Below are 21,568 nucleotides of genomic sequence, written 5' to 3'. Positions count from 1 at the left end.
TTCTTCGTCGAGCCGCCATTTTCGCCGTTATTGGCAGCTTTACGTGATGATGTTGCTGCCCTTGTGCCACTTTTTACTGTTTAAATACGCTCCGCTCATCGGCAACGTCTTGGCTTTCCGGCGCTACCGTCCCGGCATGGGCCCTTACGGCACCGAGTGGTCGGATGGGCGTACTTCGAACGTTTTCTTCAGGACCCGGCCTTCTGGCGCGCTTTCAACAATACGCTTATCCTGTCGTTCGGGAACATCCTGATCAATTTCCCGATTCCGATCATCTTCGCTTTGTTGCTGTACGAAGTGCGCTCGAAGAGATTCCGCAAATTCGTGCAGACCATCTCGTATATGCCGCGATTTATTTCCACGGTTGTCGTCATCGCGATTCTGGGCGAGCTTCTCTCCCCCAGCTCCGGGCTGCTGAACCGGGTGCTCGGCAGTTTGTTCGGCATGGATCCGATTTATTTCGTCAACGAACCGCAGTACTTCCGTCCGATCTACATCCTTACCGAAACGTGGCAATATACGGGTTGGACCGCCATTATTTATTTGGCCGCCATTACCGGCGTCAACCGCGAGCTGTTCGAAGCGGCGGACATCGACGGCGCCAGCCGGTTCCAGAAGGTGATCTACGTGACCATTCCTTCGATCATGTCCACGATCATGGTCATGCTGATCCTGAACGTCGGTTCGCTCCTGAGCCTCGGATTCGAGAAAGTGCTGCTGCTCTATACGCCGTCCAACGCCGCGGTAAGCGACATTATCGACACTCTTGTCTACCGTACCGGCCTCATGAACCAGAACTATTCCTACGCGACGGCCATCGGACTGTTCAGCGGAGTCATCGGCGTCATTCTCGTATCCAGCACCAACTGGCTTAGCAAAAAAATGTCCGGCGAAAGCATCTACTAACCCGGAAAGGAGCGGCACCGCATGAACAAACAACGAAAATATCGGCCCCTGACGATCGGCGACGTGCTTATCAACGGTTTTATGGTTGTCGTCGTCCTGATCTGCTTCGTCCCGTTTCTTTATATGCTGGCACTGTCGCTTTCGAGCCCCGACGCGATCATCAACAACAAAGTCTCGCTCTTTCCCGTCGGTTTGAACTTCGAAGCGTACAACCAGATTTTCACTTATCCGAACTTCTTCAAGGCTTACGGCAATACGATATTCTATACCATCGGGGGAACGTTGATCTCCCTGTTCATGAGCGCCCTGTTCGCCTATGCGATGTCCAAGCAATTTCTCAAGGGGCATAAGCTGGTCATGATGCTCATCGTTTTCTCGATGTTTTTCTCCGGCGGACTCATCCCGACCTACCTGCTGATCTCCGATCTTCACCTGACCGGCACGGTATGGGCGATGCTGATCCCTTTCGCCATCAACCAGTTCAACCTGATCATTCTGATCAACTTCTTCCGGGCCATTCCGGCGGAAATAGAAGAAGCCGCCATAATCGACGGCTTGAATTATTTCGGAATATTGCAGCGGGTGATCCTGCCTCTGTCCACGCCCGCGCTGGCCACGATCGGTTTGTACACCGCCGTCTTCTTCTGGAACGACTGGTTTAACGGCCTGATCTATCTCAATACGAATCAATATCCGGTCATGCTTTTCCTGCGCAATATCGTCAACGGAACGGCCATGGTCGGAGACGGAGCCGGAGCGGCCGACAAGAGCACGATCGCCATGTCGATCAAATCGGCGGTCATCATTACGTCGACGCTGCCGATCATCATTCTCTACCCGCTGTTGCAGCGCTTCTTCGTCGCCGGGTTAACGGTCGGATCGGTCAAGGGCTAACCGGCCATGAAGATCCCCCTTAAGGAAGGTCCCGACGATCGCCTTGTTTCTAGAACTTCCTGTAATTCCGGCACGACTCGGAGCTCCGAACCAGGTTTTGGATGACATTGTCGTAGTTTCTGTTGGCCATGGCCGTGAACAGCACGTCGATGACGATCAGTTGGGAAATCCGGCTGCTCATGGCGCCGCTGCGATGATTGGTTTCCGGCGACGACGTGTAGAGTTCGTAGTCGGATTTGGCGGCCAACGGATTTTTGCCCAGCCGGGTCAAGGAAACCATCGTCGCGTTGGCGGTTTGGGAGGCGATGTCGAAAGCTTCGTTCACTTCCTTGGTCATGCCGGAATGGCTGATGAAAAAGCAGACGTCCCCTTCCCGGGTATTGGCCGCGTAGGTCAACTGAATATGTCCGTCATGGCTGAAGCAGACGTTGCTGCCGATGCGCAGCAGCTTGTTGTAGAAATCCTCGGCCACTAGCGCGGATGCACCTACGCCGAAAAGCTTGACGGAGCGCGCATCGATGAGCTTCCGCACGACCGCGTCTACCACTTCGGCGTTAAGCAGGCTAATGGTATCTTCGATAGATTGCATGCTGCTGCTTTTGATCGCTTTGAAAACATCCGGGAGTCCGGCGTAATCTTTGATATCGGTAAAAATGAAACGGTTCTTGTCTTCGTCCTCCGCCGCACCGCTGTTAAGCTCGCTGAACAAGCTTCGCTTCATGTCCTTCAGGCCGTCGAAGCCGAGGGCTTTGGCCAGCCTGACCCAAGCGACCTGGCTAACGCCGGCGTTCTCCGCCAGTTGGGCGATCGGTAGATGAAACAGACTCTCGACATCGGCAAGAAAGTAATCCGCCGCTTTCTTCTCGGAGTTGCTTAAGGCGCTATAGACATTACGTATGCGGATTTCTATATTCGTCAAATCTATCACCCGCCCCAATATTTATAGAAAAGGAAAATTATTCTCATTATACGCAGAGCGTTCGATAGAATCAAACCACTATCGCGTCCAGAAAAGGATGGATGACTTATGACTTCTTACTTCGCGCAATTGACGACAGAAATGAACAACCCCGCGACCTCGGCTATCGACGAGCGCGACACGCGAGAAATGCTCCTCTTGATGAATCAAGAAGATCAGCGCGTTCCCGGATCGGTTCGCCAGGAGATCGACACGATCGCCGAAGCGGTGGATATGGTGGTGAAATCGCTGAAGGACGGGGGACGGATGTTCTACGTGGGAGCCGGTACCTCCGGACGGCTGGGCGTGCTGGACGCCAGCGAATGTCCGCCGACCTACGGAACCGATCCCGAGCTCGTGCAGGCTTACATCGCCGGAGGAGATACCGCCATCCGCACCGCCGTGGAAGGCAGCGAGGACGACGCGGAGAGCGGGGCGCTGCTGATCCGGGAGAAGGGCGTGATCGCCGGCGACGTGGTCGTCGGAATCACCGCTAGCGGCTCGACCCTTACGTGCTGGGCGCCATTCGCCAAGCCCGGGAGATCGGAGCGGCAACGATAGGCATCGTCACCAACAAAAATTCCCGGCTGAGCGAACTGTGCGATATCTGCATCGATCCGGTGGTCGGTCCGGAGGTCATTTCCGGGTCCACCCGGCTGAAAAGCGGTTCCGCCCAGAAGCTGGTGCTGAATATGCTGACAACCGGCGCCATGATCAAACTGGGCAAAGTCTACAACAACCTGATGGTAGACCTGAAAGCCAGCAACAGCAAGCTCTACGACCGCTCCATCCGCATCGTGCGCGAAGTGACCGGCGTCTCCGAGCAACAGGCGGCGGAGACGTTGAAGCAGGCCGGGTTGCACGTGAAGACCGCTATTCTGATGCTGGAGACCGGTACGGATTTCGGAGAAGCGACGACGCTGCTCGAGCTGAACGAAGGCAGACTCAAGGCGGCGATCCGCAGCCGAAAAGGGCCTGAACCTGGAGGAAACGAAAATGATTAAGGACTTATCTCTTACCCGTCAAATCGGACAACGGATGATGGCGGGATTCGACGGCCCCCATCTGGATGAAGCGTTTATCGACCTAGTGAAAACGTGGAAAATCGGCAACGTTATCCTGTTCGCTTGGAATATTACGGACAAGGAGCAGCTTCGGGAGCTATGCCGGGAGATTCAGCGGTTGGTGCTGGAGGAAACCGGACAGCCGGCGTTTATCGCCATCGACCAAGAAGGCGGAGCCGTCTCCCGTCTGCCCGGAGACGCGACCCGCATTCCGGGCGCCATGGCCATTGCCGCGACGGGCGACCCGCAAAACGCCTACGCGGCAGGAAGGATGACCGCGCTGGAACTGAGGGCGCTCGGCGTCAACTTCAACCTGTCGCCCGTGCTGGACGTCAATTCCAATGACGCGAACCCGGTCATCGGCGTTCGCAGCTACGGAGAGAAGCCCGAGACGGTCGTTCGATTCGCTCTCCCCATGATGCGCGGGTTGGACGACGGCGGCACGCTCAGCTGCGGGAAACATTTCCCGGGACACGGGGATACTAGCGTAGATTCCCACCTTGCGCTTCCCGTCGTGGATAAAACGATAGACGAGCTTCGGAGAATCGAGCTGGCGCCCTTCCAGGCTGCCGTCGAAGCCGGAATTCCGGCCCTCATGTCTTCCCATATCGTATTTCCTCGGTTGGATCCGGAGCTGCCCGCGACGATGTCCCGGAAAATATTGACCGGACTGCTGCGGGAAGAGATGGGCTTCCAGGGATTGGTCATGACGGACTGCATGGAGATGAAAGCGATCCAGCATTCATTCGGCACCGTCAAGGGAACGGTCGAAGCCGCCAAAGCCGGAGCCGATCTGCTGCTCGTATCGCATACCGCTTCCTTAGCGGCCGCCTCCGCGCAAGCGATCCGGGAAGCCTTGGAAGCGGGAGAAATCGACCAAGCGGAATGGGAACGGTCGCTTGAGCGCATCTCCGCTCTCAAGATGAGATATTTGAACCGGCCGCCGACAATCCGTCGATCGTCGGCTGCTCCGCCCATGCGGAAGAGAACCGCAAGCTGCTGGAGCGGACGTTAACGCCGATCCGCGTGCCGGGCGGGAGGTTCCCGCCCTTGGGCGATAATCCATTTTTTCTGGGTTGCGCGATTTTCCGGGCCACGAAGGTATCCAATCTCGTCGACGATCCGTTGACCTTCCCCGATTATATGGCTGAGAAGCTAGGGGGTCGCGCGGAGATCACGCCTTCTAATCCGACGGAGGACGAAATCGCCGCGATCGTCGCGCGAACGACCGGAGCCAGCTGTATCGTGGTCGGAACTTACAACGGCCACCTCTATCGGGGACAGTTGGAACTGGCGAACCGTCTGGCGTCGCTAGGCGTTCCCGTCGTCGCGGTCGCCTTGCGGAATCCTTACGACCTGAAGCATCTGAACCCGGCGGTCTGGTCGCTGGCCGCTTACGAATATACCGCCCAAATCTTCGACGCCGTCGCGAACGTGCTTCAAGGCAAGTCGGAAGCCGTCGGCAAACCGACCGTTACCCTACTGACTGAGTAACCCTAACGAGGAGTGAACGAAAAAATGGCAGATATGCTCGTCAATTTATTAAAGCTTCCCCCTCAGGAGGAGCTTCTCTCCAGACTGGAGCAAGAAGGCATCCGCATTCACCGCGCGCTCGCTCCGGATAAGCTCCGAGTCGTCGACTGGGTCGCGCAGCATTCCAGCCGCAACGCCGCGGGAGAAGCCGACGTCTGCTTTTCCCGAACGCCGGTTACCTGTTACTTGGCCACCCGGGGCGCGGACATCCTAGGCTATGCCTGCTACGATGCTACGGCGCCGAATTTCTTCGGTCCCACTCGGGTGCTGGAATCGGAGCAAGGCAAAGGCATCGGCAAAGCGCTGCTGCTCAAGAGCCTCTACGGCATGAGGGAAGCCGGCTACGTCTACGCGATCATAGGAGGCGTCGGACCTGCTGAATTTTACGAGAAAGCCGTCGGAGCGATCCGAATTCCGGATTCCACTCCCGGGATCTACCGGGATTTTCTCGGCGCGAAGACCAGATAGAACCGGCTGCTCGTCAGCCTATGTCAAGACGCAAACAACCCCGCCTTCCTATTGGAAGCGCAGGGTTGTTTGCATTTTGCCGGTCTTCTGACATTCGTAAAGCTCCCACAATCGATTCGATTACTCCGATTCTCTAATCCACACCAACATCTCGCCCGGATTACGGTTGCCCCACAGCGTATAGGGAACGGCGAGCAGGCGGCGAGTTTCGCGCTTGTACGGATCGGTTCGATAGAGCTTGCTTTCCTGTAGCTCGGTCTCCTCCGTCCGATACCCTTCCATCTCCAGGAATACGACCCCGTCGCGCCATTCGGCATGAACAGGTCGAATGGAAGAAGTCGCGGGCAGCGTTAACGAAGCAAGCGGTGCGCCGTTGTCCGTCTCCTCGAAGCAATAGACGAGCGGACCGCGCTGGAGGGCGACACGCCCCGCGTTCGCGCGAAGATGAGGGTGCGCGTAGATCCGTTGCGGCTCCATGTCCAGTTCGATAGCCAATACATCGCCTGCGCGCCAATCCCGGCTAACGTACGCATAACCATCGACGATATCCGGAGTAATCTTTTCCCCGTTGATAGAGAAGGCGCTCGTCTTCGACCAACCAGGAACGCGCATCGCGAGCGTGAACGCGCCTTCTCCCGCCGCCTCGGCAACGGTTAGCTTCGCTTCGCCTTTCCAAGGAAGACCGCTATCCAGCCTAAGGCGAACCTTGCGTCCGGACAGTTCCAGCTCCGTCTCGTTGGCAATATACAAGTGCGTATAAAGGGTATTCTCGTCGGAAGTGAAAATATAGTACGCGAGCGAGGAGAGTATCCGGGCCACGTTAGGCGGGCAACAAGCGCATCCGTACCATTTCTGCCTGACCGCCTTCACATGGTGCTTGCCGGGATTGCGCTCGCTAGCCTCCGGCCATACTTCCATCGGATTGACATAGAAGTAATGCTTGCCGTCACCCGCGATTCCGGCCGTGACCGTGTTGTACAGCGCCCTTTCCATCACGTCGCCGTATTCGCCCTTGGCCTTCAGTTGCAGCATGCGGTGCGCGAAGAAGATGAGGCCGATCGAAGCGCAAGTCTCGGAATAGTTCGTATCGTTCGGCAGATCGTAATCGAAAGTGAAAGCTTCCCCATGATGCGTCGAGCCTATGCTTCCGGTGACGTACATTTGCCGATGGACGAGGTTGTTCCACAACCGTTCGCATGCGGCAAGCAAACTCGCGTCTCCTCTATGCAAAGCCAGATCCGCCATAGCCGTATACATGTAGACTGCCCTTACCGCGTGGCCGATAGCCGTTGTTTGCTCCCGCACGGGCTGATGCGCTTGGAGATATTCAAGGCCTGGAGTTTGCTGGACGACGCCGGGAGCCCAATGGGAAATACGGCCTCGTTCTTCCCACTCCGCGCGCAGGAAATTCGGTTCGCTGCCGCGCTCATCGATCAGATAACCCGCAAGGTTTAGATAACGGGAATTGCCCGTTGCTTCGTAGAGTTTCACCAGGGCGAGCTCCAGTTCCTGATGACCGTCATAACCGCGCATCTTGCCCGGTTCCGGACCGAATTTATCGTCGATATGATCCGCGAAGCGCGTAGCCACGTCCAATAATTCGCTCTTGCCCGTTCCTTGATAATAAGCAACGGCAGCTTCGATCAGATGGCCGGCCGTATACATCTCATGGCAATCCGTCAAATTGGTCCAACGCTTACCCGGCTTGGCCACCGCGAAATAGGTGTTCAAGTAGCCGTCGTCTTGTTGCGCGGAGGCGATCAATCGAATCGCCTCGTCCGCGATCTTTTCCAGATCGGCATCGGGCTTTACCGCTAGCGAGTAGCCGACCGCTTCCAGCCACTTGTACAAATCGGTATCCTGAAATACGAATCCCGCGAATTCCCCTTCTTCCAATCCTGCCGCGATACGGAAATTACGGATCGCATGGCTAGGCTCGGCATCGGGAATTCTGTCGTTAATAGCTTCCCATTGATAAGGAATAACCGTATTGCGGATCAAGTCCACATAGGAAGACCAATACCGATCCTGTATATTGACCGCTTCCAAATTAAGTTGACGAGAGTATTGATGCTTCTTGGCTTCCAACATCATCGACACGCTCCGCTCCTGATAGATTCGCGCGGAACTTCCCATCGCAGTGACTCCGGGGTCCGCCTGTAAACTATCATAAAAGGAATGACCGTCGCTTGTCGGTAGGGTTTGGAGTATAATAGGTGTCAAAAACTGATCTCATTTTCACCCTAAACCAAAGAAAGGAAGAGCGCCGCGATGCTGCCCCTATATTTGCAAAAGCCCTATCGGCTGATCATGGGCGGCCAGTTTCTCTCCTATGAAAGCTGGACTCATATGGATCGCACGATCTCGGACCATGAGCTTATTATCGGCGTGTCCGGCGTTGTTTTCCTTGAAGTGGATAGCCGAATGTACGAGGTGAAAGAAGGGGATATACTAGTTCTAATGCCCGGGGAGCGGCATCGCGGATACAAGCTGTCCTCGCCCGGCGTTTCCTTTTACTGGTTCCATTTTCTGATATCGGACGAACAGCTAGGGGAACCGGACGGCAACATCCCTCGATACGCGGCTTGCCCCCAACCTAGCCGGGTTCACATTCTGGCCCGTCAGCTCCTTCACGCGGCGAACGGAGGCTATCGCTTTCCTCATGCCGGCGACTACTTTCTGACCTGCCTGCTCATTGAATTGGCAGATCAGCTGCAGGATTCCGACACCTTGGACGCGTTAGCCCCGCATCTTCCGGAGCTGCTGGAGTGGACGCGCCTGCACGCATTGGAACGAAACATCTCCGTGGCCCGAATTGCCAACCATATGGGCTATAATAAAGATTATTTATCGCGAATGTTCAAGAAACGATTCGGCTCGGGACTGTTGCAATATATCCATCAGATCAAGTTGGAAGCGGCTAAGGAACTGCTTGCGAGCACGAAGCTTCACGTCAAAGAAATCGCCGAGAAGGTCGGGATCGAAGACGACAAGCAGTTCGCCAAATGGTTCAAGCGAATGGCAGGCGTAACGCCGACCTCTTATCGCCAAGCCTTCGCCCGCACTCGCTTGAACAATACTTGAAGATGTTCGAATCGCGGGCCGGGCTAAGTTTATTTTTCTTTGGATGGACGCACGATCAACCACTCGGCAACGACCATATTGATCACGAGGCCCAGCCAAATATTCACTTCCAGTACATGCTCGAGAACGAAGTCGACTCCCCCGCCTCCCGTATTCCTACCTCCCGCACGGAAGATCAAGATGCAAATGGGCGTTACGAGCCGCGCGGTCGAAGCGACCAGCGTAATCGCGTAATTGCGCGCCATCCATACCCGATGCTCTTCGAAGCGGCGTTGACGAGCCGATTGAAATCCTCTCCATCCGGTGATCAGCCACAATACCGACAACGTCAAAAAAGCGATTTGCCGGATATAGCTTGTCGTATAGAAGCCCACGATAATCCCGGTAACGGCGCCTATCGCCACGCATCCTAGATAGATTCGCCCGATAACGCGGTGAGCTTTCGGATTTCTAATCCGGAGACTTGGAAGAAATTGAGTCCATCCCATCAACAACGCAACGAAGGAAAAGAAAATATGAATGAGCAGCAACGGAAAATGAAACGGATGATCGGCAACGATTTTCACTCTGCTGTAGGAGGGGTCCAACAGAAAATAAGGCGCCGCCGCGAATATAGCCGCTCCTAGCGTTAATACTACGACTACGAGCCAACTTCTACGATTATCGTACCACCTGCTCATTAATACGAAATCTCCATTGTTGCGCGATAGGTCTCGTTGTCGAATAGACGACGGATCATACAGTCGGCCAGATCGGCACGGGCAATCCCCCGGGCTCCTGGTAGCGATTGGTTGACCGTCGTCCGGTACGTCCCCGTTCTCGGTCCGTTGGTCAGCCTAGGAGGGCGAATGACCGTCCAATCGAGTCCGGAAGATCGTACTTTAGCTTCCATGCGCGCCATGTCTTCATATGCGTTTCTATAGATGCGCTGCACGAGCAGCCGAATGACGATTCGCTGCATGAACGGGGTATTTTCCGGAATTTCAAGACCGGCGGAAGACAAGCATACCAACCGGCGAACGCCTGAGTCGTTCATCGCTTTCATAAGATTGGCCGTTCCCTCCGAATAGAGAGTTGTCGGCCTTCGGTGCGTAACCCCGAGCGCCGAGATCACCGCGTTATGCCCTAGCATCGATTTCTCGAACGAATGCGGAACAAGTACGTCTCCCCGAATGATCTCCAACCGTTCGTGACAGACTTCGAGCGCTTCGGGCTTGCGAACGACGGCGGTTACTTCATGACCGGCTTCAAGCACTTGAGCGACAACCTGGCGTCCCGTGCCTCCGGTCGCCCCGAACACGATTACTTTCACCGCGCTATCCCTCCAGTAAGCTCCTCTACTAGTCGTTTCACGATAGCTTTCTGTCCTTCCAATGAAGGATGAACTCCATCTTGCTCTATCCATTCGGATGAAGCCGATGCTCCAAAATCGTATTGCGGATCGACTATCGTTTCCTGTTGCTTTCTCATGAAGTCTCCAATGGCTAAGATATCCTCATTGCGCCATGCGAGCTCCCCCTGACGAAAGTAAGGATTATTCCCGGCCTTCAGCTCGTCGATCATTGGCGGCGTCATCCATACCCATCGAGCCCGAGTTCTTGTAGACGCGATCGTCCGAATCCTCTTCAAATTGATTATCGTCTCTTCCAGGCCGACTTGGCATTTGGCCGGCTCCGGTCCGATACGCAATGCATCGTTGCTCCCGATCATGCAAATAATCCAATCGGGCTTTTGGTTGACGATTCCGATCATACGTCCGAGAACCTGGGTGGAAGTATGGCCTGAAACGCCTTCGTTAAGCAGACGAATTCCGTCTTGAGGCCTTCGGAGCTGAAGCAGGTGCCGGAGGATTTCCAACCAAGAATGCAAATCGTCCGTCGTGCTTTCACCGATTCCTATCACGGTTTCCCCTTGCTTAAACGGCAAGCGGTCGACGCGGTCGGCGAAGGCGGCATCCGCCAGCAGTTGAAGCGCCGCGTCTCTTCTTTGTTGTTCCAACCGGTCTCGGATCGATCGAAAGCTCTCCGCTGTCATTCCATACAGTTCCGCGATGACGTTGTCGCCGATATTTTTCGCGAAACCCAGCGTCTTCGCCGGATGCTGGAACCGAACAAGCTTAACCCAATGGGGATTGAATTGAGATTCCACCATAATCACTCCTATGTCATGGTTATTGTCTTGCGGTTTTTTCTCGTTTAACGGTAGTTACAGAGCCCCAAAATAGCAGTAACGCGATCAAGGGATGAAGAGCGGTAATGGCCGGAATCGAGGAAAATACCTGAACCGTTAGAAACTGAAAGACGATCAACCCGAATAAGGCGAGGCTTATCCACCTATTCCGTCCGTTAATTTTCCCAACGAACGTGAGCAGGAACATCGCGAGAGGAACCATCGCAAACCCCTTTACGAAAGCAGAGTGAAGTTCCCAATCGCTCGGATCCGTGAAGGTCGCCATCCCGGCAATAACGACCTGAACCAGAATACAGAGGAGAAATCCCCACGCCAGCGTAACGTAGATGATCCTTCCGGCTCGGTTGAATATAGATTTTCCGTCCATGCTTTGCACTCCTTTGCGGTTATTAGCTGGCTGATTGAATCTGACTGCAACTCTAAAATAGCTTTTAAAACTCACGGACGAATACCGGAAACAGTCACAAAACGATCAACAAACGAGTACATATCGCTAAAACCGGCTAACCTCGATTTCCCATATGCTAAAATAGAAAAAGGCTTGCAAACAGCTGAAATAGAGGTGAGTTTGTGCGAAAACCTACGATACTCGTCGTTGACGACGATAAGGAAATCGTCGAATTAATGAAGGACTTCCTTGAAGACGAGTTATTCGCGGTCGTTGAAGCGAATAATGCCGACGAAGCGCTAGAGGCGATCAAAGACAATGCCGTAGACTGCATTCTGCTGGATGTCATGATGCCGGGACAGAACGGCTTCGATCTATGCCGGCAAATCCGGCGCTCGCTGGATACGCCCATCCTATTCCTGAGCGCGCGCGGGGAGGATGTCGATAAGATACGGGGATTAAGCTTGGGCGGGGACGATTACATCGTCAAATCCGCGACTCCCGAAGAAGTCGTCGCCCGAATTAAAGCCGTGCTTCGCCGTTACGGCAAGAACGGAAGGGATGAGAAGCTCGAATTGCGATTCGATCGTCTCGTTCTTGACTTAAAAGCGCACGAGACGATCGTCGACGGCCGATCGGTTTCTTTTACCCCTAAAGAGTTCGATATTCTCCGATTGTTCGCCGAGTATCCGCGACAGGTATTTACCTATGATCAGTTGCTGCAACGTTTCTGGGACGGCATCGGAGACAAGCACACGGTGACGGTGCATATCGGAAGAATCCGCGATAAAATCGAATTGGATTCCAAGAACCCCCGGCTAATCGCGAATGTTTGGGGAGTCGGGTACCGATTCGACGGGATACGATTATGAAGCCGCTTCGGATACGCCAGTGGATGTTCGTCGGAATGGCTATCGTGCTAATCATTCCGCGACTAGTATTCGAGTTGGCGCAAATAATCGTTCCGCATCCAAGCCACGCGTTCGCTTCGGCTTCTTATGTCGCCGCGGCGATCGGCGCGATTGTATTTATCGGTTGGAAGATGGGGCGCGTAGTCGTCAAACCTCTCGAAGCCATGGGCGCGGCGGCCATAAAAGTAGCTGACGGCGATCTGAACTTCGAGTTGCCCCACTCTACCGTCGCGGAAATCGTCCAAGTTCGCGCCGCCTTTCAAGCAATGGGCGACGGGCTTCGGGAATCGTTGGTTCGGCAGTCCAAGATGGAGGAAGAACGTCGTTTCTTCATTCATGCGATCGCGCACGATCTAAGGACGCCGTTATTTACGCTGAGAGGTTTTCTATCGAGATTAAAACGAGGATATGCGGACGATCCGGAGAAAGCTTCGAGATACGTTGCGATTTGCGGGCAGAAAGCCGAACAATTAGACCGGCTGGTAACCGACCTCTTTTCTTACACCCGGCTGGAGTATCTCGAACAAACCCTCAGGCCGGAGCAAATCGAGTTCAACTCCTTTCTCTCGGAAACCCTGAATGACTATCGCCCTTATGCAAAGGAGAAAGAGATCGAACTCCGATATGATTCGGACACCGATCATGTACTTGTTCTAGCAGATTCTCATTTGCTTAGACGCGCGATGGGGAATCTGATCGATAATGCGCTTAGATATACCCCTTCGACAGGAAGGATAGAAGTGAGTTGGAAGTTAGACTCTGGCAAGATTACATTTACGATCGAAGATAGCGGGCCCGGAATTGCCGAGCAAGATTTGCCTCATATCTTCGAGCCTTTGTATCGGGGAGACGATTCAAGGAATCCGGGCACCGGCGGCACCGGGCTTGGGCTAGCGATCGCAAGGCGAATCATGCGAGCGCACGGGGGAGATTTGTCGGCAACCAATCGAACGCCTTCGGGCGGTGCCGTTTTTACGGGTTGGATCGCGAGGTAATCGATTACGAACGACAAATCCCGCGAAGATCGCATAAATGCGCTCTTCGCGGGATTTCATTAGACTAAAGACAAGCCTTTTCTTTCCTCAAAGCCTCTCGCAACTGCTCAATGTTCACGTCGACAGGCGCAACGTTGGCAAGGACGGAGAGAGCGGCGGCCGTACCGGCGGCTTGCCCCGTCGCCATGCAGCTCGGAGTAAGCCTTGTAGTCGCCAAAGCTTCATGAGTCGTGGAAATGCATCTTCCCGCCGCCAGTAAATTGCGGGTCTTGTTCGGCACCAAGCAACGATACGGAATATCGTACGTTCCGTCGCCCGCGATCCAAGAAGCGGTCACGCCTTTTCCCGACGGGTCGTGAATATCGATCGGATATCCGCTTCTGGCGATCGCGTCGTCGAACTTGCGTCCCGCGACTACGTCTTCTTTGGTCAGCGAATATTGGCCGACGATCCGTCTCGTCTCGCGAATGCCGATCTGCGTCCCGACGGCCGATACGGAAGCTTTCTCGAAGCCCGGCACATCCCGCGTCAGGAACTCCGACATCATCAGCACCTGCTTGCGCCCTTCTTCTTCCGCGCGCGTTAAGTCCTCGACGTTCGTGCCGTCCAGACCTTGCACCCTCGTGCAGTTGATCAACACCTCGTCCTCGGCCGGACCGGTAAAGAACAGCACTTGGTCGCGATTGATCGGCACTTCCGCCGCTTTCCACTGCGAATAGAAGCCGCATACGCCCGTCAGAGGAAGATCGGGCAGTTCCTTCACCGGAGTCTTCTTATAGAAATCTTCCGGATGCTCGATCATATAAGCTTTGACTTTGGCCAGATCGACGCCGCGCATTCTGAATTTCATCGTCATCGGCTGCGATTGAAGATCTCCGTCGCGTCCTTGAAGCGTATCCGTTCCCGATAAGTAGGCGACGTCCGCGTCCCCGCTCGTATCGACGAATATTTTGCCCTTCAATTCCATCTTGCCGGACTTGGTCGTAATCCTTACCGCCCGAATCGTTCCATCCGAAGCTTCCACTTCGTCCACGAAACTATGCAGCAACAGCTTGACTCCGGCTTCTCTCAGCATGTCCATTGCAACCACTTGGTAGATTTCGGGATGGTATGGCGTCACCGTATGCACGAATCCGACCGTGTCCCTCAGATGGCCCGGGGAACCCCCGCGCTCCTGCAGCCGATCGACGATTTCCTGCGCGATGCCCTTGATGACTTGCTCTCCGCTGTCGGCGTGAAAGGTCATCCACGGGTAAACCATCGCCGCGGTGGACATCCCGCCGACGAAACCGTATCGTTCCACGAGAATCGTCTTTACTCCTTGCCGTCCGGCTGCGATCGCCGCGGTAATTCCCGCTGGGCCTCCCCCGACGACGACAACGTCCGCTTCCAAGGTTTTCATCATTTTCAAGCCACTCCCCGTATTCCTATTCTTTTAACCCCGTCATCGCGACGCCTTCGATAAACTGGCGCTGCGCCAAGAAAAATATGATCAATAGCGGTACCGTCGCCATAACCGTCGCGCTCATCAGGTGATGCCACGCCGTGCCTACTTCGTCGGTAAACAAGGAAAGCCCGAGAGGCAACGTCATCAAATCGCGGGTATTGATGAAAATCAGCGGATCGAAAAATTCGTTCCAATTCGTAACGAAAGTAAATATCGTCAACGTGGCCAGACCGGGTTTCGCGATCGGAAGCATGATTTGGCCGTAAATGCGGAACCGGTTGCAGCCGTCGATCATCGCGGCCTCTTCCAGCTCCTTCGGAATCGTAATGAAAAACTGCCGCATGACGAAGATGCCGAACACGCCGCCCGCCCCGAAGATAGGCAGTAAAATAAGCGGTAAGTGCGTATCGATCCAACCGAGCTCCCGCATGAACAAGAACATCGGAATCGCCGTTACTTCGTGCGGAATCATCATTGCGCTAAGCAAGACCAGGAATACGATATTCCGGCCCGCGAACGGTATTCTGGCAAAAGCGTATCCCGCAAGCGACGCGAAAAATACGGTTCCTCCCACGACCAAGAAGGCGATGTATACGCTGTTGAAGTAAAACGACTCGAACGGAATGAGCTTGAATACGTCGGCATAGTTTTCGAATCTGAAAGTCGTAGGAATCAGTTGCGGCGGATACGTAAATATTTTCTGCGGTTCCTTGAAGGATGTCGAGAGCATCCACAGGAACGGAATAATCATGATTAGCGAAATCACGCTTAGTATCGTATAGGTGCCGACGGTGCCTAGCGATCTGCGGATGGCCCCATTATGCGTCGCTTTCATTGAACACCCACCTTTTCCTAAGCTGCCACTGCACCAACGTCAAGACTAGCACGACGAAGAACAATACGAACGCGAGCGAGGAGGCGTATCCGAGCTGAAACAATTTGAAAGCTTTCTCCCAAATATAGTAGACTAGCACTTTCGTGCTGTTGCTCGGTCCCCCTTGCGTCATGACGAAGATTTGGCCGAATACTTTCAGCGATCCGATAACGGTCATCACGACGGTCAGGAATACCGTAGGCGTGATCATAGGCAGCGTCACGTTAAAGAAAGATTTCGTTTTGCCGGCGCCGTCCAGCGTCGCGGCTTCATACAACGATCTTGGCACTTGCTGAAGCGCCGCGATGAACAATACCATGTTCAAACCGACGTTCTTCAGCACGCTCGTCACGATGACGGCCGGCATCGCCAAATCCGTATCGTATAACCAAGCCGGGCCTTTAATGTCGAACAGCATAAGAAGCTGGTTGATCAAGCCCGAATCGGTCGCGAACATGTATTTCCAGACGATCGACCATACGATCAGGGAAGTCATGACCGGAACGAATATCGCGGTGCGGAAAAAGCCGATTCCGCGCAAGCTTTTGGATAAGAGAAGCGCTAACAGCAAAGCCAAAACAATATTCAACGGTACGAGTCCTACCGTAAAGTAGACGGTGTTGGTAAGCACTTTCCAGAACAGGGAATCCGACATAATATGTTCGTAGTTGTCTAATCCGATGAATTTATGGTCACCCAGCAACGGCCAGTCCGTAAGGCTCATATACAGAGCCAAACCCATTGGAAACAATAACAGCAACGTAAAACCGATCACCATCGGGGAGATGAAAAGCCATCCCGTAATTTGCGCTTCCCGGGTTAACGGCCCTTTTCTTCGTTGTTTTCCTTTGTCTTTCAACCGGTTCACCGCCTTTTAGGTCAATCTATCGATCGCATTGCGAATTTCGGCCACTGCTTTGCGTAAGGTCTCTTCCGTTTTGCCCACGACGATAGCCCCCAGCATAACCGCCTTGATTCCCGTCTCGCTCAGCGCGAGGATATCGTCAGGGACGAGCTTGCGCTGCGAAGGAACGAGGACGGGCATCCGGGCATGCTCGACCAAATAACGGTATTTCAGCACGTCCGCGAAGCTTAACGGCGTTCCGTATTCCGTACCCGGAATGACCGAAGCTTCAAGCGCCGTGAAGCCGAAGCGGCTCGCCGACGGCAACAAGGAAAGATCCGAAGTCTCGTTGATCGCGAAGGTGCGCTCCAAGCCCAATCCCTGAAGCATGAAGGACGGCAAATGATGACCGTAAATCGAGTAGAAATCGAATCCCATCGGAGCGAGACGTTCGATATCTTCTCGTTTGGCGCCTTCGATGCTTCCGGCGGGAACGACCCCGAACGGGCCGTCGAATTGGCCGCGAATGCTGCGAAATACGTCTTCGTATTCGTCCAACTGGCCGAAATGGTTTCCGCTTGCGCGATGACCGACGTTATAGTGCACTTTAAGGCCGTCGGCGCCTTCTTCCAACGCCGCTCTGGCCAATTCCGCATCGTTGGCTGGAAGGCTGACGATTAGAGTAAGATTTCGTTTCTCCAAGCTCTGTTGCAGCTTAGGCATGTTTTTAAGCCTCCTGTAACAAGGAAACGGCTCGAACCCGAACCGTTGTCCTTGACTTCTATTGAATTTACTGCTTCATGAGCGCGTTGACTTCTTCGGAGATCTTCTTCAGATTCTCGTTCGCCGGAGCTACCTTGCCGAACAATCTATCGAATCCTTGCAGGATAGAGTTGTCGATGTTCTGCCAGTTGACGTGTCCCGGAATGATGCGGGCTTTAGGCATTTCGTCGATGACGGCCTGAACGATATGCTCTTTGCTCGGATTGTTAGGCTGATTGATGAACTCATCGGAGTTCAATACCGACGTGCGAGGAGGCACGAAGAACGTCGATGTCGCTTGAATGCCTGCTTCGCTTGCGAAATACTTCAATAGTTTCTTCGCTTCTTCCGGATGTTTGCTGTCTTTGAACAGGGTGTATCCCGCTTGACCCAACATCGGCACGCTTCCTTGCGAACCGGAAGGCGTCGGAGCGATGCTCCATTCGAAATCCTTGATTTCCCTTGCTTTGGATACGTAGCTGTAGACGTCGAAGAACATGCCTACGTTGCCTGCGTCGAAGCTGACTTGTTCGCCGGCTTTCGGATGCGATTCATCCGTGAACATCATTCGTTCAAGCATCTCGAACGTTTCCACGCCGTATTGGTCGTTCCAAGTGAATTCCGTGATATCCTTGTTGAAAGGCCCGCTGCCATTCGACCAGGAATAGGAGGAAAGCGCAACCCACGTTTTCCAATCGCGGAAGAAATTAACGCCGTACACGCGACTTTGCGCGTCTTTGTTCGTAAGGGCTTTTGCTGATTTCTCGAATTCAGCCCAAGTCCATTTGCCTTCTTTGGCCAATGTGTTCGGATCCGTCAGATTGGCTTTGTCGAACAACGTTTTGTTGTAGAACATAACCATAGGCGGAGTGGAGAACGGCAAGCCCAGCAGTTGATCGCCGTCGCGGAACAGATCGAGCGTGCTCGGAATATAGTCGTCCAGCTTGAAAGCCGCGTCGTTCTTGAACTCGGATACGTCGGCTAGAATTCCGTTGCTTTTGAATTGAGGAACCATGCGCTCGGACACCCATGCGATATCCGGTAACGATTTCCCGGCCGCAAGCACGGAAATTTTCTGTTGATAATCCGTGAACGGAACCGATTCCATCGTGACTTGGATGCCCGGATTTTCTTTTTCGAACCCTTCGATCAACTTGTTGTACACGTCCATATGGGCCTGATTGCCCCACATCATGAACTTCAGCTCCACGTCTCCCGATTTCGCCGGACTGCCCGTCGAGCTGCTCCCCGGTTCGGAGTTGTTGCTGCACCCGAATGTAAACGCAACCAACATTGACAATGAGAGCAATAACCCTGTCTTTTTCACGTAAATCCCCCTTAGTAGGTATCATTATGTTGTTGCCTCTTGATTATAGCGGGGGGGCGATCCTAGCCTAAATCACGCCATCTTTAGAAATGGTACGTCTTCTTTATACATATTTTCATCCCTGACCCGCTTCTTCCGGGACGGATTGACCGTATTGATCCCGATAATCCCCGGCCGTCAAACCGACCTGCTGCTTGAACACCAGCATGAAGTGCTTAGGGCTTTGATGCCCGGACAAACGAGCCACGTCGTAGATTTTCAGCCGGGTGTTGGCCAGCAGCCATTTGGCCCGCTCCATGCGGGCTTCCGACACGTATTCCGAATAATTCGTTCCGGTTTCCGCCTTGAACAATTGACTTAAATAGGTCGCGTTCAAATGAACCCTTGCCGCTACGGTTTGCAGGCGCAAATCCCCGTCGGTATGCAGCTTGACGAATTCCTTCACGTCGCGAATGATCTTTCTCGCATCTCCGCTTGCGTTCGGTTCGTTAAGCTTGGCGCCTGATGGCGGCGAAGCCGCTATCCCGTGCCGTTGATCCAGCGACAGCTTAATCTTGTCCAAGGTCGAGACCAGCTCAAGACGTTCGATCGGCTTCAGCAAATAATTGGACACCCCGAATTCGATCGCCTTGCGAGCGTATTCGAACTCGCCGTATCCGCTGATGATCACGACGGGCAAGTCAGGGTACATTTCCTTAACTTTCGATGCCAACGTCAATCCGTCCATCTCTCTCATGCGGATGTCGGTGATCATGAGATCCGGGATTTCGCATTTCAAGTACTCCAACGCTTCCATTCCGTTAGCCGCTTCGCCGGTCACCCCGAATTGGCTGGTCGATTGGCCGATCAGTTCTCGCAACCCTTGGCGGATAACGGTTTCGTCTTCCACGAGTAACACCTTATACATGTCTGGCACCGCCCGTCTCTTGAAGTCGTATCGTGATCGTAACGGCAAGCCCCTGTCCAAGGCTTCCGTCTATCGTCAAATCTCCTTGTTCCCCGTAAATAAACCTAATTCTCTGAGCGATATTGGAAAGGCCGAGCCCATGCTCGCCTTCTCTCCGCCAGCTCTGGTACGACGGCTGCGTGCGGATTTTCGTGTTCAGCTCTTCGATTTCCGTCTCCGTCAGCCCCTTTCCGTCGTCTCTGACCGTAATGAGCAGCTCGTCCTCGAACCGCAAAGCGGATATCCAGATCGTACCTCCGTGTTCTTCGCCGTCGATTCCGTGATACAGGGCGTTTTCCACGAGCGGTTGCAAAATCAGCTTCGGTATCGGAATATCGACGATGTCCTCGTCGATCTCGTACTCTACTCTCAGTCTACCGCCATAACGCAGTTGCTGGATTTGGACATAGGATTGAACGAAGCGAATTTCTTCCTTCAAAGGAATCTGCCGATCGACTTTGTCGATCGTATACCGTAACAGCTTGCCTAAAGCGGAAACCATGTCCGATACTTCGACGTTATTTTTCCGAATCGCCATCATGCTGATGGATTCCAAAGTGTTATAAATAAAATGCGGGTTGATCTGGCTTTGCAGCGCGGACAGTTCCGCTTCCTTCTCTCGGATGCCGAGGATGAACACTTCGTTGAAGAGCCGATTGATCTCTTCCATCATTTTGTTGAATCCGCGCCCCAGTTGACCGAATTCGTCATTGCCGAACGTCGACACCCTTTTATTGAAATCCCCTTGCTCTACGCCGACCATTTTCTTCTTTAGATCGATAAGAGGGCGCGTGATGCGATAAGAGATCGCAACGGCCAATATCGTAACGATAGCCAAGCAAAGGACGGCGAACCCTAACGTGTACTTCCATAGCTCGCGCGATTCCTTCTGAATGACGTTGATCGGCGTCAGGCTGATGACGGACAAGCCGGAATAATCGGAATGATGTTGAACGTACAAATATTGCTGACGGTCCAGCTCGATTTTCTGATTGCTGCCGTATTTCCGGAGTTGATCGTGTTGAAGCAAATCCTCGTAGGCGGAAATTCCGCTTCCCGACTTCCGTTCGAAGAGCAATCTCTTCTGGGCGTCCATAATGATTAAGCTTGCGTCTTGTTCGAAGTTCAGATTGGACAGGATGTTCCGAAAAGCGTCCAGTTTAATGTCGATGAGAATATAACCAAGCCGCTTTAGCGTATTCGGTTCGCGAATCATTCTCGCTACCGTGACGTAGGGTTCGGTTGCATTTCCGCCGTTATAGTACGACGGCATATGGGGAGGAATTAGCAGCCACGCCCCGTCCGAACGGCTCACTTCTCCGAACCACTCGTCCTGTCTGCCGTCCCAAACCGATTCCACGGCCATCGAGTCCATGTTGGAGAACAGAATGCCGCTATTGCTCAAGAAGTGGATTCCGCGAATTTCCACTCTATCGTAAGCTTGCGCTGATGTGTACAGCTTCATCTTCATATAATCGTCGGAGGAAGCCCAAGTAGCCGACCCCATCTCGCCGTCGTATTTGCCTAAAATTTTCAGAACCACTTCATCGTATAGAGGCATGAGCGACAGTCTTTCGTAATCTTTCATAAGCCGATCCAGATTCGCGTTGATTTGCCGCACGATATCTATGGTGAATTGTTCGGTCTTCTGATCGACCGTGGACGAGAAATGCCGATAGGTCGCGATCCCTTGCAAGCATAGCGGAAACAGAATCAGGAAGACGAAAAGGAACAACAATTTCGTTCGCAGGTTCAATTCCCTTGGAAACCTCTTTTTCCACTGAAGCATATTAATGTCCCCTTTTGGATGACTGACTTGTTTGTGTTTTTCGGATTCGAAAATTGTATGCGCTTTCATAAAATAACATCTGGAGTATTCTATTATAACGATGAGAAGAATAAAAGATATCCCTTGATCCTTGGAAATGGTACGAAATGTTGGGGAGATGGCCGAAAAACGAATCCCGCCCGTACGGG

At 53.5% G+C, this 21,568-nt stretch carries 21 protein-coding genes and 1 pseudogene; 9 read left to right on the top strand and 13 right to left on the bottom strand.

Annotation, left to right across the window (positions count from 1 at the left end):
• Positions 1–156 precede the first annotated feature (156 nt).
• Together FPL14_RS22645 and FPL14_RS22640 are read left to right on the top strand one after the other, a co-directional pair.
• Complete coding sequence (locus FPL14_RS22645) at positions 157–906, top strand: ABC transporter permease (protein WP_229263622.1); 750 nt, start codon at positions 157–159, stop codon at positions 904–906.
• A gap of 21 nt (positions 907–927) precedes the next feature.
• Positions 928–1,800: a carbohydrate ABC transporter permease gene (locus tag FPL14_RS22640; RefSeq protein WP_182299877.1), complete on the top strand. Its 873-nt coding sequence runs from the start codon at positions 928–930 to the stop codon at positions 1,798–1,800.
• Positions 1,801–1,849: 49 nt separating this feature from the next.
• On the opposite strand, the gene FPL14_RS22635 is transcribed toward FPL14_RS22640, so the two are convergent.
• Positions 1,850–2,719, bottom strand: a complete 870-nt coding sequence (locus FPL14_RS22635) for a MurR/RpiR family transcriptional regulator (protein ID WP_182299876.1) — start codon at positions 2,717–2,719, stop codon at positions 1,850–1,852.
• A gap of 108 nt (positions 2,720–2,827) precedes the next feature.
• Here FPL14_RS22635 and murQ point away from each other — a divergent pair.
• The 4 genes and pseudogenes from murQ to FPL14_RS22620 all read left to right on the top strand — a co-directional run bounded on the left by murQ (position 2,828) and on the right by FPL14_RS22620 (position 5,823).
• Positions 2,828–3,762 (top strand): annotated as a pseudogene (murQ, locus tag FPL14_RS22630) (N-acetylmuramic acid 6-phosphate etherase).
• A complete protein-coding gene (gene nagZ / locus FPL14_RS22625; RefSeq protein WP_220471178.1) occupies positions 3,755–4,837 on the top strand; it encodes a beta-N-acetylhexosaminidase in 1,083 nt (360 codons plus the stop codon). Before murQ ends, nagZ begins: the two are co-directional and overlap by 8 nt.
• Before the next feature lie 35 nt (positions 4,838–4,872).
• Positions 4,873–5,316 (top strand): hypothetical protein, encoded by a 444-nt coding sequence (locus FPL14_RS29630; RefSeq protein WP_220471177.1) that lies wholly within the window; start codon positions 4,873–4,875, stop codon positions 5,314–5,316.
• A gap of 24 nt (positions 5,317–5,340) precedes the next feature.
• Entirely contained in the window at positions 5,341–5,823 is a 483-nt protein-coding gene (locus FPL14_RS22620) for a GNAT family N-acetyltransferase (RefSeq protein WP_182299875.1), read from the top strand.
• 120 nt (positions 5,824–5,943) lie between these two features.
• On the opposite strand, the gene FPL14_RS22615 is transcribed toward FPL14_RS22620, so the two are convergent.
• Positions 5,944–7,914: a glycoside hydrolase family 127 protein gene (locus tag FPL14_RS22615; protein WP_182304109.1), complete on the bottom strand. Its 1,971-nt coding sequence runs from the start codon at positions 7,912–7,914 to the stop codon at positions 5,944–5,946.
• A gap of 180 nt (positions 7,915–8,094) precedes the next feature.
• Between FPL14_RS22615 and FPL14_RS22610 the strand changes: the two genes are divergently transcribed.
• The gene (locus tag FPL14_RS22610) at positions 8,095–8,907 is read left to right on the top strand and encodes a helix-turn-helix domain-containing protein (protein WP_182299874.1); all 813 of its coding nucleotides are present in this window, start codon (positions 8,095–8,097) and stop codon (positions 8,905–8,907) included.
• 29 nt (positions 8,908–8,936) lie between these two features.
• Here the strand turns inward: FPL14_RS22610 and FPL14_RS22605 are convergent, their stop codons facing one another.
• From FPL14_RS22605 to FPL14_RS22590, 4 genes are read right to left on the bottom strand one after another with little or no spacing between them, the layout of a single operon-like run.
• Positions 8,937–9,587: a DUF2306 domain-containing protein gene (locus FPL14_RS22605; RefSeq protein WP_182299873.1), complete on the bottom strand. Its 651-nt coding sequence runs from the start codon at positions 9,585–9,587 to the stop codon at positions 8,937–8,939.
• Positions 9,587–10,219 carry an NAD(P)-dependent oxidoreductase gene (locus FPL14_RS22600; protein ID WP_182299872.1) on the bottom strand — a complete coding sequence of 211 codons (633 nt, stop codon included), beginning with the start codon at positions 10,217–10,219 and terminating at the stop codon, positions 9,587–9,589. Before FPL14_RS22600 ends, FPL14_RS22605 begins: the two co-directional genes overlap by 1 nt.
• Complete coding sequence (locus tag FPL14_RS22595; RefSeq protein ID WP_182299871.1) at positions 10,216–11,058, bottom strand: GDSL-type esterase/lipase family protein; 843 nt, start codon at positions 11,056–11,058, stop codon at positions 10,216–10,218. The genes FPL14_RS22600 and FPL14_RS22595 overlap by 4 nt, the downstream gene beginning before the upstream one ends.
• 19 nt (positions 11,059–11,077) lie before the next feature.
• Positions 11,078–11,464: a DUF6220 domain-containing protein gene (locus FPL14_RS22590; RefSeq protein ID WP_182299870.1), complete on the bottom strand. Its 387-nt coding sequence runs from the start codon at positions 11,462–11,464 to the stop codon at positions 11,078–11,080.
• A gap of 203 nt (positions 11,465–11,667) precedes the next feature.
• Here FPL14_RS22590 and FPL14_RS22585 point away from each other — a divergent pair, with 203 nt between their 5' ends.
• Both FPL14_RS22585 and FPL14_RS22580 read left to right on the top strand, forming a co-directional pair.
• A complete protein-coding gene (locus tag FPL14_RS22585) occupies positions 11,668–12,357 on the top strand; it encodes a response regulator transcription factor (protein WP_182299869.1) in 690 nt (229 codons plus the stop codon).
• Positions 12,354–13,391, top strand: a complete 1,038-nt coding sequence (locus tag FPL14_RS22580) for a sensor histidine kinase (RefSeq protein WP_182299868.1) — start codon at positions 12,354–12,356, stop codon at positions 13,389–13,391. The genes FPL14_RS22585 and FPL14_RS22580 overlap by 4 nt, the downstream gene beginning before the upstream one ends.
• A 64-nt stretch (positions 13,392–13,455) precedes the next feature.
• Here the strand turns inward: FPL14_RS22580 and FPL14_RS22575 are convergent, their stop codons facing one another.
• The 7 genes from FPL14_RS22575 to FPL14_RS22545 all read right to left on the bottom strand — a co-directional run bounded on the left by FPL14_RS22575 (position 13,456) and on the right by FPL14_RS22545 (position 21,380).
• Positions 13,456–14,796: an FAD-dependent oxidoreductase gene (locus FPL14_RS22575; protein ID WP_182299867.1), complete on the bottom strand. Its 1,341-nt coding sequence runs from the start codon at positions 14,794–14,796 to the stop codon at positions 13,456–13,458.
• A gap of 22 nt (positions 14,797–14,818) precedes the next feature.
• On the bottom strand, positions 14,819–15,673 hold the full coding sequence (locus FPL14_RS22570) for a carbohydrate ABC transporter permease (RefSeq protein WP_182299866.1): 855 nt from the start codon (positions 15,671–15,673) through the stop codon (positions 14,819–14,821).
• Positions 15,657–16,490, bottom strand: coding sequence for a carbohydrate ABC transporter permease (locus FPL14_RS22565; protein WP_182304108.1), 834 nt, complete (start codon positions 16,488–16,490; stop codon positions 15,657–15,659). Before FPL14_RS22565 ends, FPL14_RS22570 begins: the two co-directional genes overlap by 17 nt.
• 96 nt (positions 16,491–16,586) lie before the next feature.
• Positions 16,587–17,279 (bottom strand): beta/alpha barrel domain-containing protein, encoded by a 693-nt coding sequence (locus FPL14_RS22560; protein WP_182299865.1) that lies wholly within the window; start codon positions 17,277–17,279, stop codon positions 16,587–16,589.
• A gap of 67 nt (positions 17,280–17,346) precedes the next feature.
• Positions 17,347–18,645 (bottom strand): ABC transporter substrate-binding protein, encoded by a 1,299-nt coding sequence (locus tag FPL14_RS22555; RefSeq protein ID WP_182299864.1) that lies wholly within the window; start codon positions 18,643–18,645, stop codon positions 17,347–17,349.
• A 115-nt stretch (positions 18,646–18,760) separates the two neighbouring features.
• Positions 18,761–19,552, bottom strand: a complete 792-nt coding sequence (locus FPL14_RS22550; RefSeq protein ID WP_182299863.1) for a response regulator transcription factor — start codon at positions 19,550–19,552, stop codon at positions 18,761–18,763.
• Positions 19,545–21,380: a cache domain-containing sensor histidine kinase gene (locus FPL14_RS22545; RefSeq protein ID WP_182299862.1), complete on the bottom strand. Its 1,836-nt coding sequence runs from the start codon at positions 21,378–21,380 to the stop codon at positions 19,545–19,547. The genes FPL14_RS22550 and FPL14_RS22545 overlap by 8 nt, the downstream gene beginning before the upstream one ends.
• Positions 21,381–21,568 lie beyond the last annotated feature (188 nt).

Source organism: Cohnella cholangitidis (genome assembly GCF_014107495.1).
Lineage (GTDB): Bacteria > Bacillota > Bacilli > Paenibacillales > Paenibacillaceae > Cohnella > Cohnella cholangitidis.
Note: the sequence above shows the minus strand (reverse complement) of the source record. Positions and strands in the feature narration are given on the sequence as shown.